Genomic DNA, 22,360 nt, shown 5'->3' on the forward strand with positions numbered 1-22,360 from the left:
GCGCCGGCATGACGGCGCATCTTACCGTCGGCCGTACCCGACACGGGGCGTGTCGTGATGTCACGTGTACCGTGAGTCACAGCGCGGGGATGCTCCGTCGACCGGTCGAGGTCAGGCGGTCGGACCCGCCGACGGTAGCGTCGGTGGACCACGGTTCGTTACGGCGAAACGCCGTCCCGCCCGGTTGAGAATTGTCACTGTGCCTGCCGGCCCCCGGCGGCTTGTCCGACCTGGGCGGAAGCTCTAACGTCAGCCCGATCCGGCGAGGTCGCGGAAGTTCCACCGCTGGTTGTGGATCGCGACGCGGTCGGGAAAAATCCGCTTCCGGGCCACGGCGGTCCGTCAGCGAACAGGTCACGGGGGCGGGGTGCGGGAAGAGGTCCGGATGGTGGACCGCGCCGGCACCCGATCGCCCGCCCGGCCCACGTCCCGCGAGCGAACCGGTGGACGGAAGCGGCAGAGCCATGACCGGTGAACTGAGCCAGGCGGTCGAGGCGGCCAGGAGCGGGGACGAGGAGGCATTCCGCTTCCTCTACCGCAGCCTCCAGCCGGGGCTGTTGCGGTACCTGACCGCGCTGGTCGGCGGGGACGCCGAGGACGTGGCCTCGGAGACGTGGTTGCAGGTCGCGCGCGACCTGCCCAACTTCACGGGTGGAGAGTTCCGTGCCTGGGTCGTCACCATCGCCCGCAACCGGGCCATGGACCACCTGCGGCGGCAACGTCGTCGGCCGGCACTCCCGGTGCCGGTCCAGGAACTCAGCGAAGTGGCCGGTGACGCCGACACCGCCGAACGCGCCGGGGAGACCATCGGCACGGAGGCCGCCCTCGCCATGATCGCCAGCCTGCCACCCCGCGAGGCCGAGGCGGTCCTGCTGCGTGCGGTCGTCGGACTCGACGCCGCGACCGCCGGGCGGGTGCTCGGCCGCCGCGCCGGAGCGGTCCGTACCGCCGCGCACCGGGGACTGCGGCGGTTGGCGTTGATGCTGGACCGGCAGGCCGCGCCGGGCGACGTCCCGCCACGTCCGCGTACCGGCCCCGCACAGGCGCCGCACGCCGAGTCGGTGGACGGCTGACGTGGGCGGACTGTGGATGAGGTGGCGCCGGTCGGATCCGGCCGTCTCCCGGGCCGAGTCCGACCGGCTGCTCGACACCGCCGCCGCGCCCTCGTCAGCCGGGACCGGAGACCCGCTCGCCGGGCTGCTGCGGGCCGCCGCCGCCCCGCCGCGCGATCACGAACTCACCGGGGAGCAGGCCGCGCTCGCCGCGTTCCGGGCGGCCCGCCGGGGGGACGCGCCGGTCCCGTCGGCCCGGCCGCGTCGCCGCCGCCTCACCGCCGGTGCGGTGGCCTGGATCGCCGCTGTCGCGGCGACCGCCACCGCCGGGGCCGCCCTCGCCGCGGTCAACCTCGACCGCCCGGCCCCGCCACCGGTGCCGCCGGCCACCTCCGCCCCCGCCGAGACCTCCGCGCCCGCCACCCCGACCCCGTCCGAGACCCGGCCGGACGCCACCGCCGACCCGACGGGGAGTACGTCCACCTCCGCGTCGCCCTCGCCCACCTCGTCGCCCACCGGCTCGCCCAGCCCGTCCGAGACGGGCACCCCCGAGGCGTCGACGTACGGCGGACCGCTCGACCCCGGTCACACCGGCCACTGCCGGTCGTACCTGTCGAAGTCCGAGCGGCAGCGGGAGAAGGCGATGGACAGTCCGGGCTTCGCCGAGCTGCGGGACGCGGCCGGTGGCGCCGAGAACGTGGCCGCGTACTGCCGGGCGCTGCTGGCCGAGGTCGACCCGGACTGGCTGGCCAAGCACGGCGCCGACCCGGACGACACGTCCGCCACCGGATAGCGGCGGAGGCCGCCGACGCCCCGCCCCTCGATTGCGACGGGAACGTGAATTCGGTTCGACGGATGTGCCGACAACGTGAAGATGTCACTGCGACGGGTTACGGTGACGATTACCGAGCCGGCATCGGACAAGGGAGCCGTTGCGTGGTCACCTCACCGGACGTCGATCACATCCCCGTGCTGCGGGACCGCGCCGCAGCCGCCCGACATCTCGCCCGGATCTGCTTCAAGACCGGCCCACCGACCTACACCGGTGTCGAGCTCGAATGGACGGTCCACGAGGCCGTCGACCCCACGCGTCCCGTCGACGCCGCCCGGCTGAGAGCGGCACTGGGGCCCTACAGCCCCGTCACACTGGATCGGACCAGCCCCGCCCGCCGTCTGCTGCGGGGCGGCACGGTGACCGTCGAGCCCGGCGGGCAGGTGGAGATCTCCACCCCGCCGCAAGCCTCCGTCACCGCGCTGATCGAGGCCACCCAGTCCGACATCGACCAGGTCACCCGCCTGCTCGGCGCGGCCGGGCTGCGCCTCGGCCGCGCCGGCATCGACGCGTACCGGCCACCCCGACCGGTCATCGACACACCCCGCTACCGGGCCATGCGCCGGGTCTTCGACCGGTACGGTCCGGACGGCCGCACGATGATGTACAGCACCGCCGGCCTACAGGTCTGCCTCGACGCGGGGCGGCCCGAGCAGGTCACCGCCCGGTGGGCGCTGGTGCACGCGGTCGGACCGCCGCTGCTGGCCGCCTTCGCCACCGCCGACCGCCATGCCGGCCGGAACACCGGATGGGCGTCGGCCCGGATGGGCGCGTGGGCCCGGATCGACCCGGCCCGCACCGCCCCGGTCTGGACACCCGAGGTGGCCGGCGTCGACCCGGTCGCCGCCTGGACCCGGTACGCACTGGCCGCCCCGCTGCTCTGCGTCCGCGACGACAGCGGCGACTGGACCCCGCCCCCGGACGTGACGTTCGCCGACTGGATCGACGGGGCGTTACCCCGCGCGCCCACCGTCGACGACCTCGAATACCACGTCAGCACACTGTTCCCGCCGGTACGGCCCCGTGGCTACCTGGAACTGCGCTACGTCGACGCCCAGCCCGGGCGCGGCTGGACGCTGCCGCTGGCGGTGCTCGCCGCGCTGCTCGGCGACAGCGAGACCACCGACGCCGCGATGGTGCTGGCCGCCCCGGTGGCCGACCGCTGGCTCATCGCCGCCCGGCACGGACTGCACGACCCGTGCCTGGCCACCGTCGCCGTGGGCCTGCTCGACCTGGCCCTGGCGGCGCTGCCCCGGCTCGACCTGCCGGGTGCCCTGCACGACGAGATCGACCAGGGAGTACGACGACGGCGCGACGCCGCCCAGAGGAGGCAGCGATGACCGACACCACCACCGGCCTCGGCGCGGAGGAGCTGCGCGCCCGGATCGCCGCGGAGCTGGACCGCACCCGGGCCCGCACCGTCGTGCTGACCGAGACGGTCGACGACGGCGACCTGACCCGCCAGCACTCGCCGCTGATGTCCCCACTGGTCTGGGACTTCGCCCACATCGGCAACCAGGAGGAACTCTGGCTGGTCCGGGACGTCGGCGGACGCGAGCCGGTCCGGTGCGACATCGACGACCTGTACGACGCCTTCAAGCAGCCGCGCAGGGACCGCCCGTCGCTGCCGCTGCTGCCGCCGACCGAGGCGAGGGCGTACGTGTCGACCGTCCGCGAGAAGGTGTACGACCTGCTCGACGGCGTCTCCTTCGAGGAGCGTCGCCTGGTCACCGACGGGTTCGCCTTCGGGATGATCGTGCAGCACGAGCAGCAGCACGACGAGACCATGCTCGCCACCCACCAACTGCGCTCCGGTCCCGCGGTGCTGCACGCGCCACCGCCGCCCGAGCCGACCGCCCGGGTGGCCGGGGAGGTGCTGGTGCCGGCCGGTCCGTTCACCATGGGCACCGACACCGACCCGTGGGCGCTGGACAACGAACGCCCGGCCCACCGGGTGGAGCTGCCCGCGTACGTCATCGACGCCGCCCCGGTGACCAACGGGGCGTACCGGGAGTTCATCGCCGACGGCGGGTACGACGACCCGCGCTGGTGGAGCGAGGCGGGCTGGCGGCACCGGCAGGAGGCCGGACTGGGCGCGCCGATGCACTGGCGGCGCGACGGCGACGGCTGGGCGTACCGGCGGTTCGGCCGGTGGGACCGGGTGCGCGACGACGAGCCGGTGGTGCACGTCTGCTTCCACGAGGCGCGCGCGTACGCCGCCTGGGCCGGCAAGCGGCTGCCCACCGAGGCGGAGTGGGAGAAGGCGGCCCGCTGGGATCCGGCCACCGGCCGGTCCCGCCGGTACCCGTGGGGCGACGAGGATCCCACCTCGGCCCACGCCAACCTGGGGCAGCGGCATCTGTGGCCGGCGCCGGTCGGCGCGTACCCGGCCGGGGCGTCCCCGCTCGGCGTGCACCAGTTGGTGGGCGACGTGTGGGAGTGGGTGTCGACGCCGCTGCGGGGTTATCCCGGCTTCGCCGCCTTCCCCTACCGGGAGTACTCCGAGGTCTTCTTCGGTGACGACTACCAGGTGCTGCGCGGCGGGTCGTTCGGCACCGACCGGGCCGCCTGTCGGGGCACCTTCCGCAACTGGGACTACCCGATCCGCCGGCAGATCTTCAGCGGCTTCCGCCTGGCCCGCGACGCCCGGCCCGAGGAGGCCGACCGGTGACGGTCGTGCTCCGAGCCGCCTGATGTGCCGCCACCTGGCCTATCTCGGGCCATCACGGACGCTGCGGGAACTGCTGTTCGACCCGCCGCACTCGCTGGTACGCCAGTCCTGGGCGCCCCGCGACATGCGCGGCGGCGGGACGATCAACGCGGACGGGTTCGGGGTCGGCTGGTATCCGTCGACCGGCGGCGATCCGGTGCGGTACCGGCGGGCCCAGCCGATCTGGAGCGACCCGACCATCGTCGACCTGGCGGCGGTCACCTCGACCGGTGCGGTGCTGGCCGCGGTGCGGTCGGCCACGGTCGGCATGGCGGTGGTGGACGCCGCCGCCGCGCCCTTCGCCGCGGGCCGGTGGCTGTTCAGCCACAACGGGGTGGTGCGCGGCTGGCCGGACGCGGTGGTGCCGCTGGCCGCCGCGCTGCCCGTCCGCGATCTGCTCACGCTGGACGCCAGCACCGACTCGGCGCTGCTGTGGGCGCTGGTCCGGCACCGGTTGCGCGCCGGTCTGCCACCCGAGCAGGCGATCGCCGAGACGGTCACCTCGGTCACCGCGGCGGCCCCGGGGTCACGGCTCAATCTGTTGCTCACCGACGGCGTGACGGTGGTCGCCAGCGTGGTCGGGCACGCCCTCTCCGTCCGCACCACGCCGGACTCGGTGCTGCTCTCCTCCGAACCGCACGACGACGACCCGGCCTGGCGGGAGGTGCCGGACGGCCACCTCGTCACCGCCACCGCCACCGACCTGCACCTGCGCCCCCTGCCCGGGCCCCACCACCGACCGTCCGACGGAAGGGACAACGGATGAGCACCGAGCCGCTGGAGATCCACCTCGACGACCGGGACATCGAGCGCAGCCTGCGGCACGACGTCCGGGTCGGGCTGACCGCCGAGCCGAAGTGGTTGCCGCCGAAGTGGTTCTACGACGCGCGGGGAAGTGAACTCTTCGAGGAGATCACCCGGCTGCCGGAGTACTACCCGACCCGGGCCGAACGCGCGGTACTGGCCGCACACGCGCCCGAGATCGCCGAGCTGACCGGCGCGAAGACGCTCATCGAGCTCGGGTCCGGCTCGTCGGAGAAGACCCGGCTGTTGCTGGACGCCTTCACCCGGCGACGCGGGCTGGGCACGTTCGTGCCCCTGGACGTGTCGGCCAGCGCGCTCGCCGCGTCCACCGCCGCGCTCGCCGCCGACTATCCCGGGCTGCGGGTACGCGGCATCGTCGGCGACTTCACCCGGCACCTGGACCGGCTCCCCGCCGGTGGGCGGCGGCTGGTGATCTTCCTCGGCGGCACCATCGGCAACCTGCTGCCGGCCGAGCGGGCCGAGTTCCTCGCCCGGATGCGGGCCGCGCTGGAGGTGGGGGACTGGCTGCTGGTCGGTACCGACCTGGTGAAGGACCCGGCGGTGATCGTGCCCGCGTACGACGACGCGGCGGGGGTGACCGCGGAGTTCAACCGCAACGTGCTGCGGGTGCTCAACCGCGAGTTGGACGCCGACTTCGATCCGGCGGCCTTCGCCCACGTCGCGCTCTGGGATCCGGAGCAGGAGTGGATCGAGATGCGGCTGCGGGCACTGCGGCCGGTCCGGGTACGCGTACTCGACCTCGACGTGACCTTCGCGGAGGGGGAGGAACTGCGCACAGAGGTGTCGGCGAAGTTCCGTCCGGAGCGGATCGCGGCGGAACTCGCCTCGGCGGGGTTCCACGCCGAGCGTTTCTGGACCGACCCCGGCGGCCTGTTCGGCGTGACCCTGGCGCGGGCGGACTGATCCGGCGGGCGCACCGCGACGGCGGGCGTGTGTGTCGGGTCACCCGGCGGTCCGGGCGGGCGACGATCGGCTAGGCTGTGCCGCAGCGAAGGGGAGTAGCCCGCAACGCCGTGGTCGACATACTGGTGCGTTCCGCATCCGGCCACGCGGCCTCGTCATGACGGGGCGGGCGAGACCTTCGACCCAGGCTTGACAGCCGGGTCGAGGGCACCCCGTCTCCTCCTCCCGGCCCGACCCGGAAGGACGTCATGGAGGGGTTCCTCGTCGCGCTGGCGGTCAGCTTCGGCGTGATCTTCGTTGCCGAGCTGGGAGACAAGTCCCAGCTCATGGCTCTGGCATTCGCCACCCGATATCGCACCGTGCCGATCCTGATCGGTATCACCGTGGCCACCGCCGTGGTTCACCTGGCCTCGGTGGCGATCGGTGTCGGGCTGGGCGCCGCGCTGCCCACCGGCTGGATCTCGTTGCTCGCGGGTGTGGCCTTCATCGGTTTCGGCCTCTGGACCCTGCGCGGGGACACGCTCACCGAGGAGGAGAAGCGCAAGGCCGCCAAGGGCGGCAAGTCGGCCGTGCTGGCCGTCGGTGTCGCGTTCTTCCTCGCCGAGCTGGGCGACAAGACCATGCTCGCCACGATCACGCTCGCCACCCAGTACGGCTGGTTCGGCACCTGGATCGGCTCGACCATCGGCATGGTCGCCGCCGACGCGCTCGCCATCGTCGTCGGTCGGCTCCTCGGCCGCAAGCTCCCGGAGCGGACCATCAAGTACGGTGCCGCGGCCCTGTTCGCCATCAGCGGCATCTGGTTGATCCTGGAGGCGGTCGCGGAACTCACCTGACCGAGCGGAGCGGGCGACTACCCGGGCCCTGCCCGGGTAGTCGCCCGCGTGGACGTCGACGTGCTCCTGGAACGCGGTCACCACATCCTGGTGATCGCGGTGGAGCTGGTCGGCGCAGCAGTGATCGTCATCGGGGCGGCCTGGGCCGCGCTGCGGTTCGTGGTGGACGGGATCCGCTACCGCGACGCGACCGTGTTCACCCGGATCCGGTTGACGCTCGGCCGGTTCCTGGTGCTCGGGCTGGAGTTCCAGTTGGCGGCGGACATCCTGCGGACCGCGCTGTCGCCGACCTTCACCCAGATCGGCCAGCTCGCCGCGATCGCCGCCATCCGGACCGTGCTGAACCACGTCCTCGGCCGGGAGATCGAGCACGAGCAGGAACAGGTCGGTCGACCGGGACGGGCGTCGTGATCCCGGCGTTGGCCTTGGTCGTCGCGGCGCTCGGCGTACTCGGCGCCGGGGTCGCGCTGGTCACCACCGGGTCCCGGTCGACCGCACTGCGGGTGCTGCTGGACATGCTCGTCGCCGCCGGCCTGCTGCGGCTGACCGGGGAGCAGACCTGGCGGGAACTCGCCGCCACCGTCCTGATCGTGCTGCTGCGGCGGATGCTCAGCAGCGCGTTGACGGAGAACTTCCGCTGGTCGGCCCGCCCGGCCGAGCGGGTCGGCCGGGCGTCCGAGGGCTGATCGGGCGTGCCCGGCTCAGTCGGCGGGCCGCTGGTAGACGTCCGGCACGCCGTCCCGGTTCGCGTCCACCCGTTCCTTGCGGGCGATCGCCCGGTACCTGCGGTTGCGCGGAGCCAGCACCAGCGCGGCGCAGAGTGCCGAGATCAGCGAACCACCGAGGACCGCCACCGTGACGTTGTCCCCGGCCGTGCCGGCCGCGCCGAAGGCCAGCTCGCCGATCAGCAGCGACACGGTGAAGCCGATGCCCGCCAGCAGGGCCACGCCGAGCAGGTCCGGCCAGGTGATGTCCTCGGCCAGCCGGGCCCGGGTGAACCGGGCCAGCAGGAAGGTGGCGCCGAGGACGCCGACGCACTTGCCGACCACCAGACCGAGCACGATGCCGACCACGATCGGATCGGTGACCACCGCGCCCAGGTCGGCGCCGCGTAGCGACACACCGGCGGCGAAGAACGCGAACACCGGCACGGCGAGTCCGGCCGACACCGGTCGCCACCGGTGTTCCAGGTGGGCGGCCAGGCCGGGACGGTGGCGGCCGTCGCGCCCGCGCCCGGCGAGCACCGGCACGGTGAAGCCGAGCGCGACGCCGGCCACCGTGGCGTGCACGCCGGAGGCGTGCACCAGCGTCCAGGCCAGCAGGGCGAGCGGACCGAGCGCCCACCACCAGGTGTGCCGACGCTGCACCAGCAGGCCGAACAGCGCGATCGGCGCCACGGCGCCGAGCAGTGGCAGCGGGTGGAACTCGGCGGTGTAGAAGATCGCGATGACGGTGATGGCGAGCAGGTCGTCGACCACGGCGAGGGTGAGCAGGAAGGCGCGCAACCCCTGCGGCAGGTACGCCCCGATCACCGCCAGCACGGCCAGCGCGAAGGCGATGTCGGTGGCGGTCGGGACGGCCCAGCCGCGCAGGCCCTCGCCGCCGGCCGCGAGGTTCACCCCGACGTAGATCAGGGCGGGGGCCACCATCCCGCCCACGGCGGCCACGATGGGCAACGCGGCGCGGCGTGGGTCGCGCAGCCCACCGGCGACGAACTCCCGTTTGAGTTCCAGCCCGACCACGAAGAAGAAGACCGCCAGCAGGCCGTCCGCGGCCCAGGTCGCCAGGTCGAGATCGAGGTGCAGGGCGGCGCCGCCGGGCCAGGGCACCCACGCGCCCAGCGCGGCGTACCCGCCGGACCAGGGGGAGTTCGCCCAGATCAGGGCGATCACCGCGCCGACGAGCAGGAGCGCGCCGCCGACGGTCTCGGTGCGCAGCACCTCGGCCAGGAAGCGGGCCTCCGGCCAGGAGGTACGCGCGAAGAGACGCCGCAGGCCGCGGCGTCGGGGTGGTGGGGATGTGGACATGCCTGGTTCTCACCTCGCCGGTCGGGGACAGCGCGACTGCCACGCCGACCAGGCTTCCCGGCACACCGTCCACGAGCCTATCCAGCGGTGCCGGTGGCGGCGCGCCCGGGGGAGTGCCCCGCCCCGATCACCTGCGGCGGATCCGGTACGCCCCCGGCGGAGAAATCGCATTTTTCCCGGTCGGCAGGCGATTCCGACGGACGGTCGGTCCGGTTGGGCATTGCGGGCGCGGTCCTCTGCCGAGGAAAACCCCTAACTCCGGACATAACGCTTATGAGCGGCTTTAATGGTTCACGAGATTAAGTAGACCTTGGGGGTTTTCGTGAGTTTCTTTGGCGTTACCGGCCCGGTACGGAGGCGCGCCTGATGGACCTGTACCGCCAACTGCGTCTCGTTCGTCAACGCTGGTGGATCGTCCTGGTCACCCTCGTGGTGGCCCTCGGACTGACCGCCCTGGTCACCGTTCGGGCGCAGCCCCGCTACGTCGCCTCGGTCACCTTCTTCGTCACCACCCCCAGCCAGGGCGTCACCGACGCCTACCAGGGTGGCCTCTTCCTCCAGCAGCGCGTCAAGTCCTACGCCGAGCTGCTGACCAGCGACCGGCTGGCGCAGGCCGCGGTCGCGGACAACCAGCTCGGGCTGACCGCCGAGGAGATCCAGCAGCGGGTCAGCACCTCCACCGAGACCGGCACGGTCCTGCTACGGGCGTCGGTGACCGACACCGACCAGACCCGCGCGCTGCGGGTGACCGAGGCGCTCTCGGCGAAGTTCGTCGAGCTGGTGCAGAAGGTCGAGGCCCGGCCGGACGGCAGCCCCGGACCCATCAAGATCGAAGTGGTCAGCGGTCCCCGGGTCACCCCCACCCCGGTCTCGCCGCAGCCGCTGCGTAACACCGCCATCGGCACCCTGATCGGCCTGCTGGCCGGCGTGGCCCTGGCGATCCTGCGCGGCATTGCGGACGTACGCCTGCGGGACGCGGCCGGTCTGCAACGGGTGACCGGCAGCCCACTGCTCGGCGAGATCCCGATCGACGCCAGCGCCCGCACCGCCCCGCTGATCGTCGGCGACGCCGCCACCTCGGCGCGGGCCGAGGCGGTCCGCAAGCTCCGCACCAACCTGCGCTTCGTCGACGTGCACGAACCCGCCCGGGTCATCGCCGTCACCAGCGCGTTGCAGGGCGAGGGCAAGACCACCATGTCGTGCAACCTGGCCATCGCGCTGGCCGAGGCGGGCTGGCGGGTACTGCTGGTCGACGCCGACCTGCGCCGGCCGAAGGTCGGCGACTACCTCGGCATCGACTCCGGCGTCGGGCTCACCGACGTGCTCGTCGGTGACGTCCAGGTCGGCGACGTGGTCCAGCGCTGGGGCGACAAGTCCCTGCTGGTGCTGCCCAGCGGCTCGGCCCCGCCGAACCCGAGCGAGCTGCTCGGCTCCAAGGCCATGTCCGACCTGCTGACCGCCCTGCGCGAGTCCGCGGACATCGTCGTCATCGACACCGCGCCGCTCCTCGCGGTCACCGACGGTGTGGTGGTCGCGGTACAGGCCGACGGCGCGCTGCTGGTCACCCAGCAGGGTCGTACCTCGCGGGCGCAGGTCGCCGCGGCGGCGCGGGCGCTGCACTCGGTCTCGGTACGGCTGCTCGGCTGCGTGCTGAACATGGCCCGGGTGCCCAAGGCGGAGGCCTACCAGTACGAGGCGTACCGGGTGGTCGCCGAGACACCGCCGACGACGACCGCGACGGGCGGGCGGGCCGGTGCCGGTCGGCACGCCGAGCGCAAGCCGGTGGCCGACCTGACCGATCACACCCAGGAACTCACCCGGCTGCCCCGATGAGCGCCGCCAGGGGGCGCAACGACCGCTCGATCTCCTCCGCGCAGGCGCGGAAGTCGGCGGGTGTGCCGGCGACCGGGTCGCGCAGGTCGTCGGCCTCCGCCGGAGCGGGTTGCAGTCGCCCCCGGGCCAGGGCGGCGGCGGCCACCGCGGCCGCCAGCGAGTCGTCCGGCTCGTCCTCGGCGGGTTCCGCCGCCGCGGCGAGCCGACCGAACTGGCGCACCGTGAACGTCCGGTGCAGCGCAGCCGGGGCCAGCGAGGTGCAGAGCGAACGCTGGCGTCGGGTGGCGGTCAGCACCAGCACCGCCTCGGTGAGGTGCGCGGCGAGCAGCCGCCGACTGCGGAACGCCGCCGGGTCCGCACCGGTTCCGGCGGCGATCTCGGCCGCGTACGGGTGCATCTCCAAGCCCTCGACGGCGTCGGTGCCGGCGCTCGCGACGGTCAGCGGACGCCCGGCGAGCAGGCGGCGCGCGGTGTACTCGGCCATCGGCGACCGGCACAGGTTGGCGTGGCAGACGAACAGCACCCCGGTGAGCATGGGTGACCCCTTCGACGACGTGGCCGTCGACGGCAACGCCGCGACGGGGGACGACCGCCGGTGGTGGCCGCCCGGTGAGGGGATGCCGAGATCGTACGCAGCCGGGTCGTCGTGGTCCCCGGCCGCCGCGCCGGACCGGCGCCCGGCAGAGGAGGTGGCGGGATGCGGATCGGCCTGCTGACGTACCACTTTCCGCCGGAACCGGCCTTCATCCCCGGCAGCCTGGCCGAGGAGTTGACCGCCCGGGGCCACGAGGTGCGGGTGCTGACCGGCTTCCCGGACTACCCGGGCGGGCACGTGTACCCGGGGTGGCGCCAGCGCTGGCGTCACGAGACGCGCAGCCGGGGGCTGACCGTGCGGCGGGTGCCCCGGTACAGCACCGGCGACCTCTCCCCGCGCGGCCGGACGGCCTCCTGGCTCTCCTTCGCGGGGAGCGCGGCGCTGGTCGGACGCCGGTTCCTCACCGGGATCGACGTGCTCTACGTGCACCAGCCCCCGGCCGCCGCGTTCGCCACGGCGGCGCTGCTGCGCCTGCTCGGCCCGGTGCCGCTGGTGCTGCACGTGCCGGACGTGTGGGCCGAGGACCTGCCGGACGGCGCCGACGGGCGGTGGGCGGCCCGGGTGCGCGCCGCGATGACCCGGACCTACCAGGCCGCCACGGTGGTGGCGGTGACCTCGCCGTCGTTGCGGGACGCGGTCGTCGGGGTCGGTGTCGATGCGGCCAAGGTCCGCGTGGTGCTGAACTGGACCGACGAGCGGATCTTCCAGCCCGCGACGGCGGGTCCGGCCGCGCGTCGACTGGTGCGTCGCGACGACCGGTGCGTGGTGATGCACGCCGGCACCATCGGGGCGCGGCAGGGACTGGAGACGGCGGTCCGGGCGGCGGCCGCGCTGGACAAGACCGTCGACCTGGTCCTGGTGGGCTCGGGCGCGGACGAGCGGCGGGTGCGGGGGCTCGCCGACGAACTGCGTGCCGACAACGTCCGGTTCGTCGACCGGCGTTCGCCGTTGGACATGCCGGAGCTGTACGCCGCCGCCGACTATCAACTGGTCATGTCCCGGGACCTGCCGGCGCTGCGCAGCGCCGTGCCGGACAAGCTCCAGGCGGCGCTCTCCTGTGGCGCGCCGGTCGTCGCCTCGACCGGCGGCGACACGGCCGCGCTGGTCGAGCGCACCCGGGCCGGGCTCTCCTGCCCGCCGGAGGACTGGGCCACCCTGGCGGACCGGTTCTGGCTGGCCGCGCACATCCCGCCGCCGGCCCGCGCCGAGATGGGTCGGCGCGGTCGCGAGGCGTACCTGCGGGAGATGTCGATGCCGGCCGGGGTGGACCGCATCGAGGCGCTGCTGCGGGCGGCGGCCGGCAGCAGCGCCCGGAACGCGAGTCACGACCGAAACTCACATACAGCCCGATAGCGTCATCAATTCCCCAACAATGTCGTTACCTGTTAGGAACAATGGTGGCTTCTGTCCGAATTTCGGAGTGGAGAGTGGTGTGACGGAACGCGAGAGCCCGCGCCGTATCCGCGGCCGGTCCCGCCGACGGCGGCGCGCCCGTCTGCGTCGTGCCCTACTCGTCACGCTGGTGGTCGGCTCGCTGCTGGCCGGCGTCGTCGGATGGGTGGGATTCCGGGGCTGGCAGGCCCGCGCGCACCTGGTCAACGCCGCCGGACTGGCCGGTGAGCTGAGCGCGCACCTGGTCGGTGGCGACACCGACCGGGCGCAGCGGACGCTCGCCGCGTTGCAGGTGCAGTCCGGCGCCGCCCGCGCGGCCACCGCCGACCCGGGTTGGTGGACGGCCCAGCACGCGCCGTACGCGGGCGCCAACCTCGCGGCCGTCCGGCAGATCGCCATCGCCGTCGACGACCTGGCCCGCCAGGCGTTCCCGGCACTGCTGCGGGTCGACCTCGGTGGCCTGGTGCCGCAGTCGGGGCGGCTGGACCTGGGCGGGCTGCGGGGCGTCGGCGACGAGTTGGTCGAGGTCGACGCCACCGTCCAGCGGATCCGCGCCGAACTGTCCGTGGTGCCCGTCGACCGGCTGGTCGGGCAGGTACGCGAGGCGCTCCAGGAACTGCGCGGCGAGATCGACCGGCTGGCCGACATGACCTCGGCCTCCGGCAAGGCCGCCCAACTGCTGCCGCCGCTGCTCGGCGTGGACGGCGCACGGCAGTACCTGCTGGTGTCGCAGAACTCCGCGGAGCTGCGGTCCACCGGCGGCATGTTCGGCGCGTACGCGGTGATCAAGGCCAACAAGGGTCGGATCGAGATGGGCGACCAGGGGGCTAGCAGTGGCCTGGGGATGTTCGCCAAGCCGTTGAAGATCCCGGCCGAGCAGCAGGCGCTCTGGGGCGAGCTGCCCGGGATGTACCCGGCCGACGTCAACCTCAGCCCGCACTTCCCGACCGCCGCCGCGCTCTACCGGGAGATGTACCGGCGGCACAGCGGCGACACCGTGGACGGGGTGCTCGCCGTCGACCCGGTGGTGCTGTCGTACCTGTTGCAGGCCACCGGGCCGGTCCGGGTGCCCGGCGGGGTGTCGCTCAGCGCCGAGAACGCGGTGCGGACCCTGCTCAGCGACACGTACCAGCGGATGGCCCCGGCGGAGCAGGACATCTTCTTCGCCGCCGCCGCCGCGACCGTGTTCGACACCCTTTTCGCCCGTAACACACACCCGAACGGGCTATTGTCCGCTTTTAGCCGCTCTATACAAGAACGTCGGATACTGTTCTGGAGTGCCCGTCCGGAGGAACAGCGGGTGTTCGGCGAGAGCCGAATGGCCGGGACGCTTCCGGAACAGGACACCGTGCCCACTGTCGGCGTGTTCCTCAACGACGGCAGTGGCGCGAAGCTCGGCTACTACCTCCGGCAGACCGCCGACCTCACCGTCGGCGACTGCCTCGCCGACGGTCGTCGCGAACTGCACCTCCGGGTGACGTTGCGATCCACCGCGCCGGCCTCGGGTCTCACCGAGTCCGTGCTCGGACTGGCCCAGGCAGGAGACCCGTACACGGTTCGGACCCTGGTCTCGGTCTACAGCCCGGCCGGCGGGGCGGTGCTCGACACCCGTCTCGACGGGGCCGAGACGTCGGTCGGCAACGGCACCGAGCGACGCCGCCAGGTGGCCACGGTGAACGTCGAGACAGGACCGGGGGACACCCGGACGCTGCAGGTCTCGTTGCTGACCGGCAAGACGGGCAGCGGCTCGGCCGAGTTGTGGCTCACGCCCACCGCCACCCCATGGACCACCCATGTTGTCACCGCACCAAGCTGTACTCAGTAGGAGGGAACCAACAATGCGGCTATCCCGCATCATCATGGCGCTCACGGTCGGTTTGGCCGTGGTCGCCGTGCCGACCGCGGCGGGGGCGGCGCAGCCGCAGCCGACGCCATCCGTGAGTGGAACACCCCAGCCACCGCCCTATCCGCCGGTGCTGGCCTCGCTCACGGTGAACCGACCGACCATCTTCCTCGGTGAGACGGTCGTCCTGACCGGCCGCAACTTCGGGCCGAACGAGACGGTCGACATCACCGTCACCACCCAGCCGCTGGCGGCACCCGCCGCCGGCACCGCCCGCCGCAGCGACGGCAGCACCGTCGCGATGGCCCCGGTCGCCTTCCAGGCCAGCGCGCCGTTGACCTTCACGGCCCGGACCAACGCGCGCGGCGAGTTCAGCCGCCGGTACACCCCGTCGGTGACCGGTCTGCTCACCTTCACCGCCGTCGGCCGGGAGTCCGGCCGGACCGCCTCGACCGAACTGCGCGTGCTGCACAAGAAGAAGCACCACCTGCCGGTCACCGGCAGCAACACGAGCACGCCGATGAAGGTCGGTGGCGGTCTCGTCGCGGCAGGCGCGGTCATGCTGCTCGGCACGGTGCTCTGGCGCCGCCGCCGCTTCGGCAGCGCGAACTGATCCGACACCGCGGGCCCGGCCCGCAGTGAACACCGGTGCTGGTGCCCGCCGTTCCCTCCGGCGGGCACCGGCACCGTTTCATGGCCTGGCCCGCCCGGCCGGTCCTACGCGGGGAAGGGGCGGCTCCGGCGGGCGTCCGCCAGCACGTCGGCCCACCACCGCAGCTCGTCGAGGCAACCGGCCAGGCCACGGGTGAGGCGGTCGTCCGGCGCGTACCGCTGCTGTTCGTCCAGGCGGTCCCAGGGTGCGGGGAGGCCGACGACCCGGCGGGTGGTCACGACGTTGAGTTCGGCCAGCACACCGCGGAGTTGCTCGATCGCGGCGTATCCGCCGTGCACGCCGTACGCCACGATCGTCGCGGGTTTCAGGCGCCACTCCCGGTAGTGCCAGTCGATCAGGCGCTTGAGCGAGGCCGGGTAGCCGTGGTTGTACTCCGGCATCACGAAGACGAAGGCGTCGGCCGCGTCGATCCGGTCGGCCACGGCGCTCCTCGGCCCACCGCCGGGATACAGCAGACTGTCGTCGGGCAGGAGCGTGTCGGCCAGGTCGATCAGATCGACGTCGGCGGAACCCTCCAGTGCGGCGACGACCCAGTCGGCGACCGTCGGCCCCATCCGGTCCTTGCGTACGCTCGCCGAGATCACCGCCACGCGTACGCCGGAGGGCGGGGTGTCGTCGTGCGGTGCGTGCGAAGTGGTCATGGCAGCGAGGTTCCAGGTTCACCATTGGTTGAAGTCAAGTCGGGGCGTGACTACCGTCCGGGTATGACCGTGAAGCCGGACGCCCCGATGACGCTCACCGTCGGCGACGTCGCCGCCCGCAGTCGCGTCGCACCGTCCGCCGTGCGCTTCTATGCGAACCATGGCGTGATCAGCGCCGGCCGCACCACCGGCAACCAGCGCCGTTTCGAGGCGTCGGCCGTGTGCCGCATCGAGGTCGCCAGGGTCGCTCAGCGGGTCGGCCTGACCGTGCGCGAGATCGCCGCCCTCTTCGACGGACTGTCGGCGGACCCGACGCCCGAGGAGTGGGGTCAGGTCGCGCACCGGCTGGTCAGTGAGGCCGAGGAGCGACTGGCCGACCTCAGGACGCACCTCGCCGCCCTGGGATCCGGCACCCGGCTGTGCGACATCGGGCGCGGCCACACGATCCGGTGAGCACGCGGACGGCCTCGGTGACGAGGCTTGACTTCACCATATGTTGAACTGTGATCGTGCGTCGTATGAGCGGACGGACGTACGACCTCCGGCAGACCGGGCACCGCATCGCATCCCTCGTCGGCCACGCCACGATCGTCGGTCTCGGCACCTCCACCCGCGAGGCACACGAACTCTTCGGCCTCGTCGAGCAGAGCACCCACGCGCTGATCGAATCCGGATTCCGCGTCGTCGCGGTGGTCGACAACCCGCGCCTCGGTGAGCGGTACGACGATTTCGTTCAGGGCAGGGCGATCGATCTCGACGCGGCGCTCGGCCAGGCGTGGGGGCCGTGGCGGACGGCCGAGATGCGCGAGGCGCTCGGTGGGCTCCGCCGGCACAACGAGCGGCACCCCACGGACCCGGTGCGGATCGTCGCGGTCGGCGGTTCGCGCGTGCTGCCCGCCGACTACGACCGTGTCGTGAGGCTGCTCGCGCGGCTGGACCCGACGACGGCGACGCAGGCCAAGAGCCTGCTCGACATCATCCGCACCGCCCACGACGACGGCGAGCACGTCCGACGGGCGCGGGGCACCCACCCCGGCACGCCCTTCGTCGACCTCGCCCGCGCCGCCCACGATCTGGTCGTCGGGCTCGACCCCGGCCCGGAGCGCGACGAGGCACTGTCGCTGCTCGACGCGATCGTGGCGCACCACGCCAACGCCATCGGGGTGGGTCACGACCTGGCGCGGGAGGAACGGGAGACTGCCGACCGGCTCCTCGCCCATCAGCGGCGCACCGGCGCCCGCATCGTCTTCTGGGAGGGCAGCACGCGGGTCGCGGCACACGAGGTGATGACCGGCGGCCATCTCCGGGCGGCTCTCGGCGACGGATACGCCGCCGTGCACCTCACCTTCGGCCAGGGCCGGATTCCCGGCCGGGACCTTCCCCGGGCGAGCCCGAACTCGCTGGAGTCGGTGCTGCTGGCCGGCGGTGGCGTCGACGTACGGATCGTGGACCTGCGCTCGCCGTCTCCGACCGAGCTGGCCCCGCTTCTCGACCGTCCCGCGCGGACCCGGGTGGTCTCCGGCAGGTACGACCCCGAGCGCGACGAGGAGCACTACCACGAGCTGCCGTCCCCCCGACACAGTTTCGACGTCGTCGCGGTCCTCCCCACGATCACCGCCGTCCACCCGATCTAGACCGTCCCGCGCCGCCGTCCCGCCCTGTCGATCAAGAGGTTTCGGTGCTTTCGGGGCGCGTCGAGCACCAAAACTCCTTGATCAACAGGGTGGAGGCGGGGGGGGCTGGTGGAAATCGGGCTCACCCGGGTTGCGGTCGACCACAGCGGCGAACACCGACTCGACCGTCTCCGGCATCACCGACACGTCCTTGCGGTCCGCGCACGGCGTCGTCGCCGCGCCTCGGCACCGCCGTCACGGCGGTGCCCCGGATACGGATGGTGACCGCCGTCCGGTTCACTGGCGGAGTGGACGAGACGATCTGGACGACGGTACGCACCGCGCGTGACTGGCTGGACGCGACCAACGGCACCGGGGAGGCGGAGCTGACCTGTCGGATGCTCAAGCTCACCGAGGAGGCGGGTGAGGTGGCGGGCGCCTGGATCGGGTGCCTCGGCCAGAACCCGCGCAAGGGGGTCACGCACACCCGGGCGGACGTGGCGGCGGAGCTGGCCGACGTGGCGTTCACCGCGCTGGTGGCCATCGAGAGCCTGGGTCTGGACGCCCGGGAGGTCCTCGGCGACTGTGCCGGCAAGGTCGCCGGACGACTGGATCCGCCGGCCGGGGGCGAGGTTCGTCGCCGGGTTGACTGATCCGACCCGCCCTCTGGCGCGTACCTGCTGGTAGGGGACCGTGGAAGGGGACGTGGCATGGCCGAGTCGGAGCACGAGGCGTACCGTCCGAGACCCTCGGGACAGGGGTCGGGAGACGAGGTGCCGGCGCCACCGGTGACCGTCGGTGACGAGCCGCGACACGCGGGCGGTGTGACCCTGGGTGACGAAGCGGCCGTGAGTCGACACGAGGCCGGCGCCCCGGACGGACCCGAGTCCCAGGGCCCACCCGGCGAAGAGGACGAGCGGGACCAGCCCGCACGTCGGGACGAGCCGGGGGGCCCGGCCGACGTCGCGGCCGGACGACCGACCTGGTCGGCCGGGGCGCGGCTGCTCGCCGCCGCCGCGGTGCTGATGCTCGGGCTGGGCGCGACCGCCGTGGTGGTGATCCTCTCCGACCCGCACCGGCTCGGTCGGGTCTTCTCCGGCGACCTGCCCGAGGTCACCGCCGCGCCCGAGGGCACCAGCGGACTGGGCGGCGCGGCCCGGGCGGCGGCGCAGAGCCCCGAGCAGGTGGAGACCGCGCCGCTGGACGGCCGCCGACAGGCCACCTTCGAACTGGTCGACGGGGTGACCCGGTTCGACCTGCGGGTGGCGGACCTGGGGGAGGAGCTGTACCGGATCATCACCCCGGCCGAGTCGGTGACCCGGCTGCGTCCGGAACTGGTCGGCGACCGGGTGCGGCTGCGCCTGTCCCGGGAGGGTGACGGGCCGGGCGAGGTCGAGGTGCTGCTCAACGCCCGGGTGCGCTGGCAGGTGTCGCTCACCGGCGGCAGCACCGACCGGCGGCTGGACCTCGCCGCCGCCCGACTCAGCGGCCTGGAACTGGCCGGCGGGGCGACCCGGACCACGCTGCGGCTGCCCGCGGTGGAGGGCCTGGTCGTGGTGCGGGTCACCGGTGGGGTCAACCGGTTCGACGTCACCGTGGTCGGTAGCGTGCCGGTCCGCGTCCGGTCGGTCGCCGGTGCCGGCGCGGTCGCCGTGTACGACGAGCGCCTCGACGGGGTCGCCCCGCAGACGGTGCTCGGGTCGCCGGGCTGGGACCGGGCCGGCGACCGGATCTTCCTGGACCTGGTGGCGGGCGCGAACCGGGTGACCGTACGCGGCGGCTGAGCGGGCCGGACGCACGGGCGTACAGTCGGATGGTGGAACGTGCCGAGTCGATGCCCGCGCAGACCCGACCACCCGGTGTGGCCACCGTCGACCCCGGCAGCGTCCTGCTGCCCGGCCACGACGTGCCGTTGGGGCGCTACACCACGGTGCGTCGGCTGCTGCCGCAACGCACCCGCCGGATGGTCGGCGCCTGGTGCTTCGTGGACCACTTCGGTCCGGACGACGTGGCGCAACGGCCCGGCATGGAGGTGCCACCGCATCCGCACACCGGGCTACAGACCGTGACCTGGCTGCTCGACGGCGAGATCCTGCACCGCGACAGCCTCGGCAACGTGCAGCCGATCCGGCCCGGCCAGCTCAACGTGATGACCTCCGGTCACGGCATCGCGCACTCCGAACGGTCCCCGGCGGCCCATCCGCCGCTGATGCACGGCGTGCAGCTCTGGGTGGCGTTGCCGGACCCGGCCCGGGCCGGCGCGGCCGACTTCGCCCACCACGCCGAGCTGCCCCGGTGGCGCGACGGCGACCTGGACGTCACGCTGCTGGTCGGCGACCTCGGCGGCGAGGTCTCGCCCGCCCGGGTGCACACCCCGCTGCTCGGCGCGCAGCTCGACCTGCGCGGTGCCGGTCCGGTCGCGGTGCCGTTGCGCCGCGACTTCGAGTACGCGCTGCTGGCGCTCGACGGCGCCGCCGAGGTGGACGAGGTGGCGCTCGAACCCGGGGCGCTGCTCTGGCTCGGCACCGGCCGGGACGTCCTGACCGTGCGCGGCGGGCCGGGGACCCGGCTGATGCTGCTCGGCGGGACGCCGTTCGAGGAGCCGCTGGTGATGTGGTGGAACTTCGTCGGCCGCAGCCACGAGGAGATCGCCACCGCCCGGGAGGACTGGATGGCCGGTCGGCGGTTCGGCACCGTCGCCGACGACCCCGACCCGCCGCTGCCCGCCCCGGCGCTGCCCACGGTCCGGCTCAAGGCCCGGGACCGTTCGGGCGGCTTCCGGGACTGACCGCGTCGCAGGCGTGGCCGCCGTCGGCGCGGGTAACAGCCGACATGACCAGCACCGTGACCACCGTCGAGGACCGTAGACGCCTGGCCCGGCGGCTCGCCGGCAGCGGCCGGGGCTTCGCCGAGCAGTACGGCTTCCGGGTCACCAACAACCCGTCCAGCCTGTTCCAGGTGCTCTGCCTCGCGGTCCTGCTGGCCCGCCGGGGGGACTTCCGGCGGGCTCTGGACAGCGCGCACGCGCTGCCCGACGCCGGGTGGGACAGCGCGGCCCGGTTGGCCCGTGCCACTCACGCCGACCTGGTCCGGGTGTTGCGCGAGCGCGGCCGGCGCGGTGACGTGGACGCGGTGGCGACGCTGCTCGGCGATCTGGCCCGGACGGTGCGCGACGAGTACGGCGGCGACCTGCGCCGGCTGCAGTCCGCGGCCGGCTACGACCCGGCGCGGCAGCGGGCCCTGCTGGCGGCGTTGCCCGGGGCGGACGGAGAGGCGGTCGACCTGTTCCTCCGCGAGGCGCAGGCGCTGTGGCGGGAGGTCGGACCGGTGGCCGACCGGCGTGCCCTGACCGCAGCCCGCCGCCTCGGTCTGGGCCGGTCCGCCGAGGATCTCGCCGCGCTGTCCGGGGGGCGCGAATCGGAGCGCTTCGCCTGGCTGGTAGGGGCTCTGGCACGGGTCGATCTGGAGCGGCGGTACGCCGCACCGACCGGATGAATACCTTCGTCGGCACCCCCTGTCCGTTCGGCTGATGGCGTGGGGTAAGGTGGTCGCAGTAGCAGCCGCCCGGTTCGGGTGGTTGTCGCCGTCTGGTCATGTCGACCCGGTTCGGGTCGGCAGTGCCACCAGGGCAGGCGTTTACGTAGCGGCGCTCCCGGTCGCGGTTCGCGACCGGGGCGCCCGCCTGTCGGCGCCCCGTCGAGCGCCGTCCCCTCGACATGCCGACAGCCGGTCCGGGCCCTCGCCCGTGGACCGGCCGCCGGATCAGATGCTGCGCAGGTGCTGGGACACCCGTTGGTGACGCTTGTCGCGTCCGGCCGCGCCGCGCTGCGCGTCGTCGGCGTCCTCGCTCGCGTCGATGTGGGCGGAACGTGCCACCTCGGTGCTGTTCGCGTAGTCCACCGGCGGCAGTGCGCGCAGGGCCTGCACCACGTCCGGCGGCGCCCCCTCACGTTCGGCCTCGCGGACCACGTCGTCCTTGCCGGCGGGGTAGTCCAGGCTGGACAGGTACTGCAGGACGTCGGCGTAACTCGCCATCGGTTCGGCTCCTCCCGGCTTCGATCCGGCCACGACCGGGCGCGGTTACCCGCCGCGGCTGCCGTCACGCCCGACCCGGTGCAGAATCGGCCGCCGTTTCCGGCCCGCTGCGCCGGGTAACCGCCGCCCGAGGGGGTACGCGATGGACTACGACACCTTCGTCGACCGGGTCGCCCGTCGGGCGGGCACCACGCCGGAGCGGGCGGTGGAGCTGACCCGGGCGACGCTGGTCACCCTGGCCGAGCGGCTCACCGGCGGCGAGGCCCTGGACCTGGCTCTGCAACTGCCGGTGCCGCTGCGGCAGTCGATGCGGTCGACCCCCGACAGCGAGGCGGCACAGCGGTTCGACGCCGACGAGTTCGCGGCCCGGGTGGCGTTCCGTCTCGGCGTCGAGACGTCGGCGGCCCGGGGCGGGGTCCGCGCCGTCTTCACCGCGCTGCGCGAGGCGCTGGCCGGCGAGTTCGACACGCTGGTGGTCCAGTTGCCCCGCGACTATCGCGACCTGGTCGAACCCGCACTGGCTCCCGGCGCGACCCTGCGCCGCCGGTGA

At 73.5% G+C, this 22,360-nt stretch carries 24 protein-coding genes; 20 read left to right on the forward strand and 4 right to left on the reverse strand.

Features of this window, described 5'->3' with window-relative positions; translation table 11 throughout:
- Nucleotides 1–464 precede the first annotated feature (464 nt).
- The 9 genes from ACQVFL_RS11795 to ACQVFL_RS11835 all read left to right on the forward strand — a co-directional run bounded on the left by ACQVFL_RS11795 (nt 465) and on the right by ACQVFL_RS11835 (nt 7,844).
- The gene (locus ACQVFL_RS11795; protein WP_431729349.1) at nt 465–1,073 is read left to right on the forward strand and encodes an RNA polymerase sigma factor; all 609 of its coding nucleotides are present in this window, start codon (nt 465–467) and stop codon (nt 1,071–1,073) included.
- A 16-nt stretch (nt 1,074–1,089) separates the two neighbouring features.
- Entirely contained in the window at nt 1,090–1,845 is a 756-nt protein-coding gene (locus ACQVFL_RS11800; protein ID WP_431729350.1) for a hypothetical protein, read from the forward strand.
- A gap of 143 nt (nt 1,846–1,988) precedes the next feature.
- Nucleotides 1,989–3,224 (forward strand): ergothioneine biosynthesis glutamate--cysteine ligase EgtA, encoded by a 1,236-nt coding sequence (gene egtA, locus ACQVFL_RS11805; protein ID WP_396694999.1) that lies wholly within the window; start codon nt 1,989–1,991, stop codon nt 3,222–3,224.
- Nucleotides 3,221–4,555, forward strand: a complete 1,335-nt coding sequence (gene egtB / locus ACQVFL_RS11810) for an ergothioneine biosynthesis protein EgtB (protein ID WP_396694997.1) — start codon at nt 3,221–3,223, stop codon at nt 4,553–4,555. Before egtA ends, egtB begins: the two co-directional genes overlap by 4 nt.
- A 22-nt stretch (nt 4,556–4,577) precedes the next feature.
- On the forward strand, nt 4,578–5,360 hold the full coding sequence (egtC, locus tag ACQVFL_RS11815; RefSeq protein WP_396694995.1) for an ergothioneine biosynthesis protein EgtC: 783 nt from the start codon (nt 4,578–4,580) through the stop codon (nt 5,358–5,360).
- Nucleotides 5,357–6,322, forward strand: a complete 966-nt coding sequence (egtD, locus tag ACQVFL_RS11820; RefSeq protein ID WP_396694993.1) for an L-histidine N(alpha)-methyltransferase — start codon at nt 5,357–5,359, stop codon at nt 6,320–6,322. The genes egtC and egtD overlap by 4 nt, the downstream gene beginning before the upstream one ends.
- A gap of 248 nt (nt 6,323–6,570) precedes the next feature.
- Complete coding sequence (locus tag ACQVFL_RS11825) at nt 6,571–7,158, forward strand: TMEM165/GDT1 family protein (protein ID WP_396694991.1); 588 nt, start codon at nt 6,571–6,573, stop codon at nt 7,156–7,158.
- Between the two features lie 48 nt (nt 7,159–7,206).
- Complete coding sequence (locus tag ACQVFL_RS11830) at nt 7,207–7,569, forward strand: DUF1622 domain-containing protein (RefSeq protein WP_396694989.1); 363 nt, start codon at nt 7,207–7,209, stop codon at nt 7,567–7,569.
- A complete protein-coding gene (locus tag ACQVFL_RS11835; protein ID WP_396694987.1) occupies nt 7,566–7,844 on the forward strand; it encodes a hypothetical protein in 279 nt (92 codons plus the stop codon). Before ACQVFL_RS11830 ends, ACQVFL_RS11835 begins: the two co-directional genes overlap by 4 nt.
- A gap of 15 nt (nt 7,845–7,859) precedes the next feature.
- On the opposite strand, the gene nhaA is transcribed toward ACQVFL_RS11835, so the two are convergent.
- The gene (nhaA, locus tag ACQVFL_RS11840; RefSeq protein ID WP_396694985.1) at nt 7,860–9,185 is read right to left on the reverse strand and encodes a Na+/H+ antiporter NhaA; all 1,326 of its coding nucleotides are present in this window, start codon (nt 9,183–9,185) and stop codon (nt 7,860–7,862) included.
- 366 nt (nt 9,186–9,551) lie between these two features.
- On the opposite strand from nhaA, the gene ACQVFL_RS11845 reads away from it, so the two are divergent.
- Entirely contained in the window at nt 9,552–11,018 is a 1,467-nt protein-coding gene (locus tag ACQVFL_RS11845) for a polysaccharide biosynthesis tyrosine autokinase (RefSeq protein ID WP_431729351.1), read from the forward strand.
- On the opposite strand, the gene ACQVFL_RS11850 is transcribed toward ACQVFL_RS11845, so the two are convergent.
- Entirely contained in the window at nt 10,999–11,553 is a 555-nt protein-coding gene (locus ACQVFL_RS11850; RefSeq protein ID WP_396694981.1) for a low molecular weight phosphatase family protein, read from the reverse strand. The two genes, ACQVFL_RS11845 and ACQVFL_RS11850, sit on opposite strands and share 20 nt — an antisense overlap.
- A 162-nt stretch (nt 11,554–11,715) precedes the next feature.
- Between ACQVFL_RS11850 and ACQVFL_RS11855 the strand changes: the two genes are divergently transcribed.
- The 3 genes from ACQVFL_RS11855 to ACQVFL_RS11865 all read left to right on the forward strand — a co-directional run bounded on the left by ACQVFL_RS11855 (nt 11,716) and on the right by ACQVFL_RS11865 (nt 15,461).
- Entirely contained in the window at nt 11,716–12,966 is a 1,251-nt protein-coding gene (locus tag ACQVFL_RS11855) for a glycosyltransferase family 4 protein (RefSeq protein WP_431729352.1), read from the forward strand.
- Nucleotides 12,967–13,045: 79 nt separating this feature from the next.
- Entirely contained in the window at nt 13,046–14,830 is a 1,785-nt protein-coding gene (locus ACQVFL_RS11860; protein WP_431729353.1) for a DUF4012 domain-containing protein, read from the forward strand.
- 13 nt (nt 14,831–14,843) lie between these two features.
- The gene (locus ACQVFL_RS11865; protein WP_431729354.1) at nt 14,844–15,461 is read left to right on the forward strand and encodes a hypothetical protein; all 618 of its coding nucleotides are present in this window, start codon (nt 14,844–14,846) and stop codon (nt 15,459–15,461) included.
- 104 nt (nt 15,462–15,565) lie between these two features.
- On the opposite strand, the gene ACQVFL_RS11870 is transcribed toward ACQVFL_RS11865, so the two are convergent.
- Nucleotides 15,566–16,162 carry an NADPH-dependent FMN reductase gene (locus tag ACQVFL_RS11870; RefSeq protein ID WP_431729355.1) on the reverse strand — a complete coding sequence of 199 codons (597 nt, stop codon included), beginning with the start codon at nt 16,160–16,162 and terminating at the stop codon, nt 15,566–15,568.
- Between the two features lie 63 nt (nt 16,163–16,225).
- Here ACQVFL_RS11870 and ACQVFL_RS11875 point away from each other — a divergent pair, with 63 nt between their 5' ends.
- The 6 genes from ACQVFL_RS11875 (at nt 16,226) to ACQVFL_RS11900 (ending at nt 21,270) form a co-directional block, all read left to right on the forward strand.
- Complete coding sequence (locus ACQVFL_RS11875; RefSeq protein WP_431729356.1) at nt 16,226–16,615, forward strand: MerR family transcriptional regulator; 390 nt, start codon at nt 16,226–16,228, stop codon at nt 16,613–16,615.
- Nucleotides 16,616–16,680: 65 nt separating this feature from the next.
- Complete coding sequence (locus ACQVFL_RS11880) at nt 16,681–17,796, forward strand: erythromycin esterase family protein (RefSeq protein WP_431729357.1); 1,116 nt, start codon at nt 16,681–16,683, stop codon at nt 17,794–17,796.
- 287 nt (nt 17,797–18,083) lie between these two features.
- Nucleotides 18,084–18,428 carry a MazG-like family protein gene (locus tag ACQVFL_RS11885; RefSeq protein WP_396694965.1) on the forward strand — a complete coding sequence of 115 codons (345 nt, stop codon included), beginning with the start codon at nt 18,084–18,086 and terminating at the stop codon, nt 18,426–18,428.
- Nucleotides 18,429–18,623: 195 nt separating this feature from the next.
- Nucleotides 18,624–19,559 carry a hypothetical protein gene (locus tag ACQVFL_RS11890; RefSeq protein WP_396694963.1) on the forward strand — a complete coding sequence of 312 codons (936 nt, stop codon included), beginning with the start codon at nt 18,624–18,626 and terminating at the stop codon, nt 19,557–19,559.
- A 32-nt stretch (nt 19,560–19,591) separates the two neighbouring features.
- Nucleotides 19,592–20,563: a pirin family protein gene (locus ACQVFL_RS11895; RefSeq protein ID WP_396694961.1), complete on the forward strand. Its 972-nt coding sequence runs from the start codon at nt 19,592–19,594 to the stop codon at nt 20,561–20,563.
- A gap of 44 nt (nt 20,564–20,607) precedes the next feature.
- Nucleotides 20,608–21,270: a hypothetical protein gene (locus ACQVFL_RS11900; protein ID WP_431729358.1), complete on the forward strand. Its 663-nt coding sequence runs from the start codon at nt 20,608–20,610 to the stop codon at nt 21,268–21,270.
- Nucleotides 21,271–21,537: 267 nt separating this feature from the next.
- Here ACQVFL_RS11900 and ACQVFL_RS11905 read toward each other — a convergent pair whose 3' ends face one another.
- Nucleotides 21,538–21,810 carry a DUF2795 domain-containing protein gene (locus ACQVFL_RS11905; protein WP_396694957.1) on the reverse strand — a complete coding sequence of 91 codons (273 nt, stop codon included), beginning with the start codon at nt 21,808–21,810 and terminating at the stop codon, nt 21,538–21,540.
- Nucleotides 21,811–21,952: 142 nt separating this feature from the next.
- Between ACQVFL_RS11905 and ACQVFL_RS11910 the strand changes: the two genes are divergently transcribed.
- Nucleotides 21,953–22,360 (forward strand): DUF2267 domain-containing protein, encoded by a 408-nt coding sequence (locus tag ACQVFL_RS11910; RefSeq protein WP_396694954.1) that lies wholly within the window; start codon nt 21,953–21,955, stop codon nt 22,358–22,360.

It is taken from the genome of Verrucosispora sp. TAA-831 (assembly GCF_050780145.1).
GTDB lineage: Bacteria > Actinomycetota > Actinomycetes > Mycobacteriales > Micromonosporaceae > Micromonospora.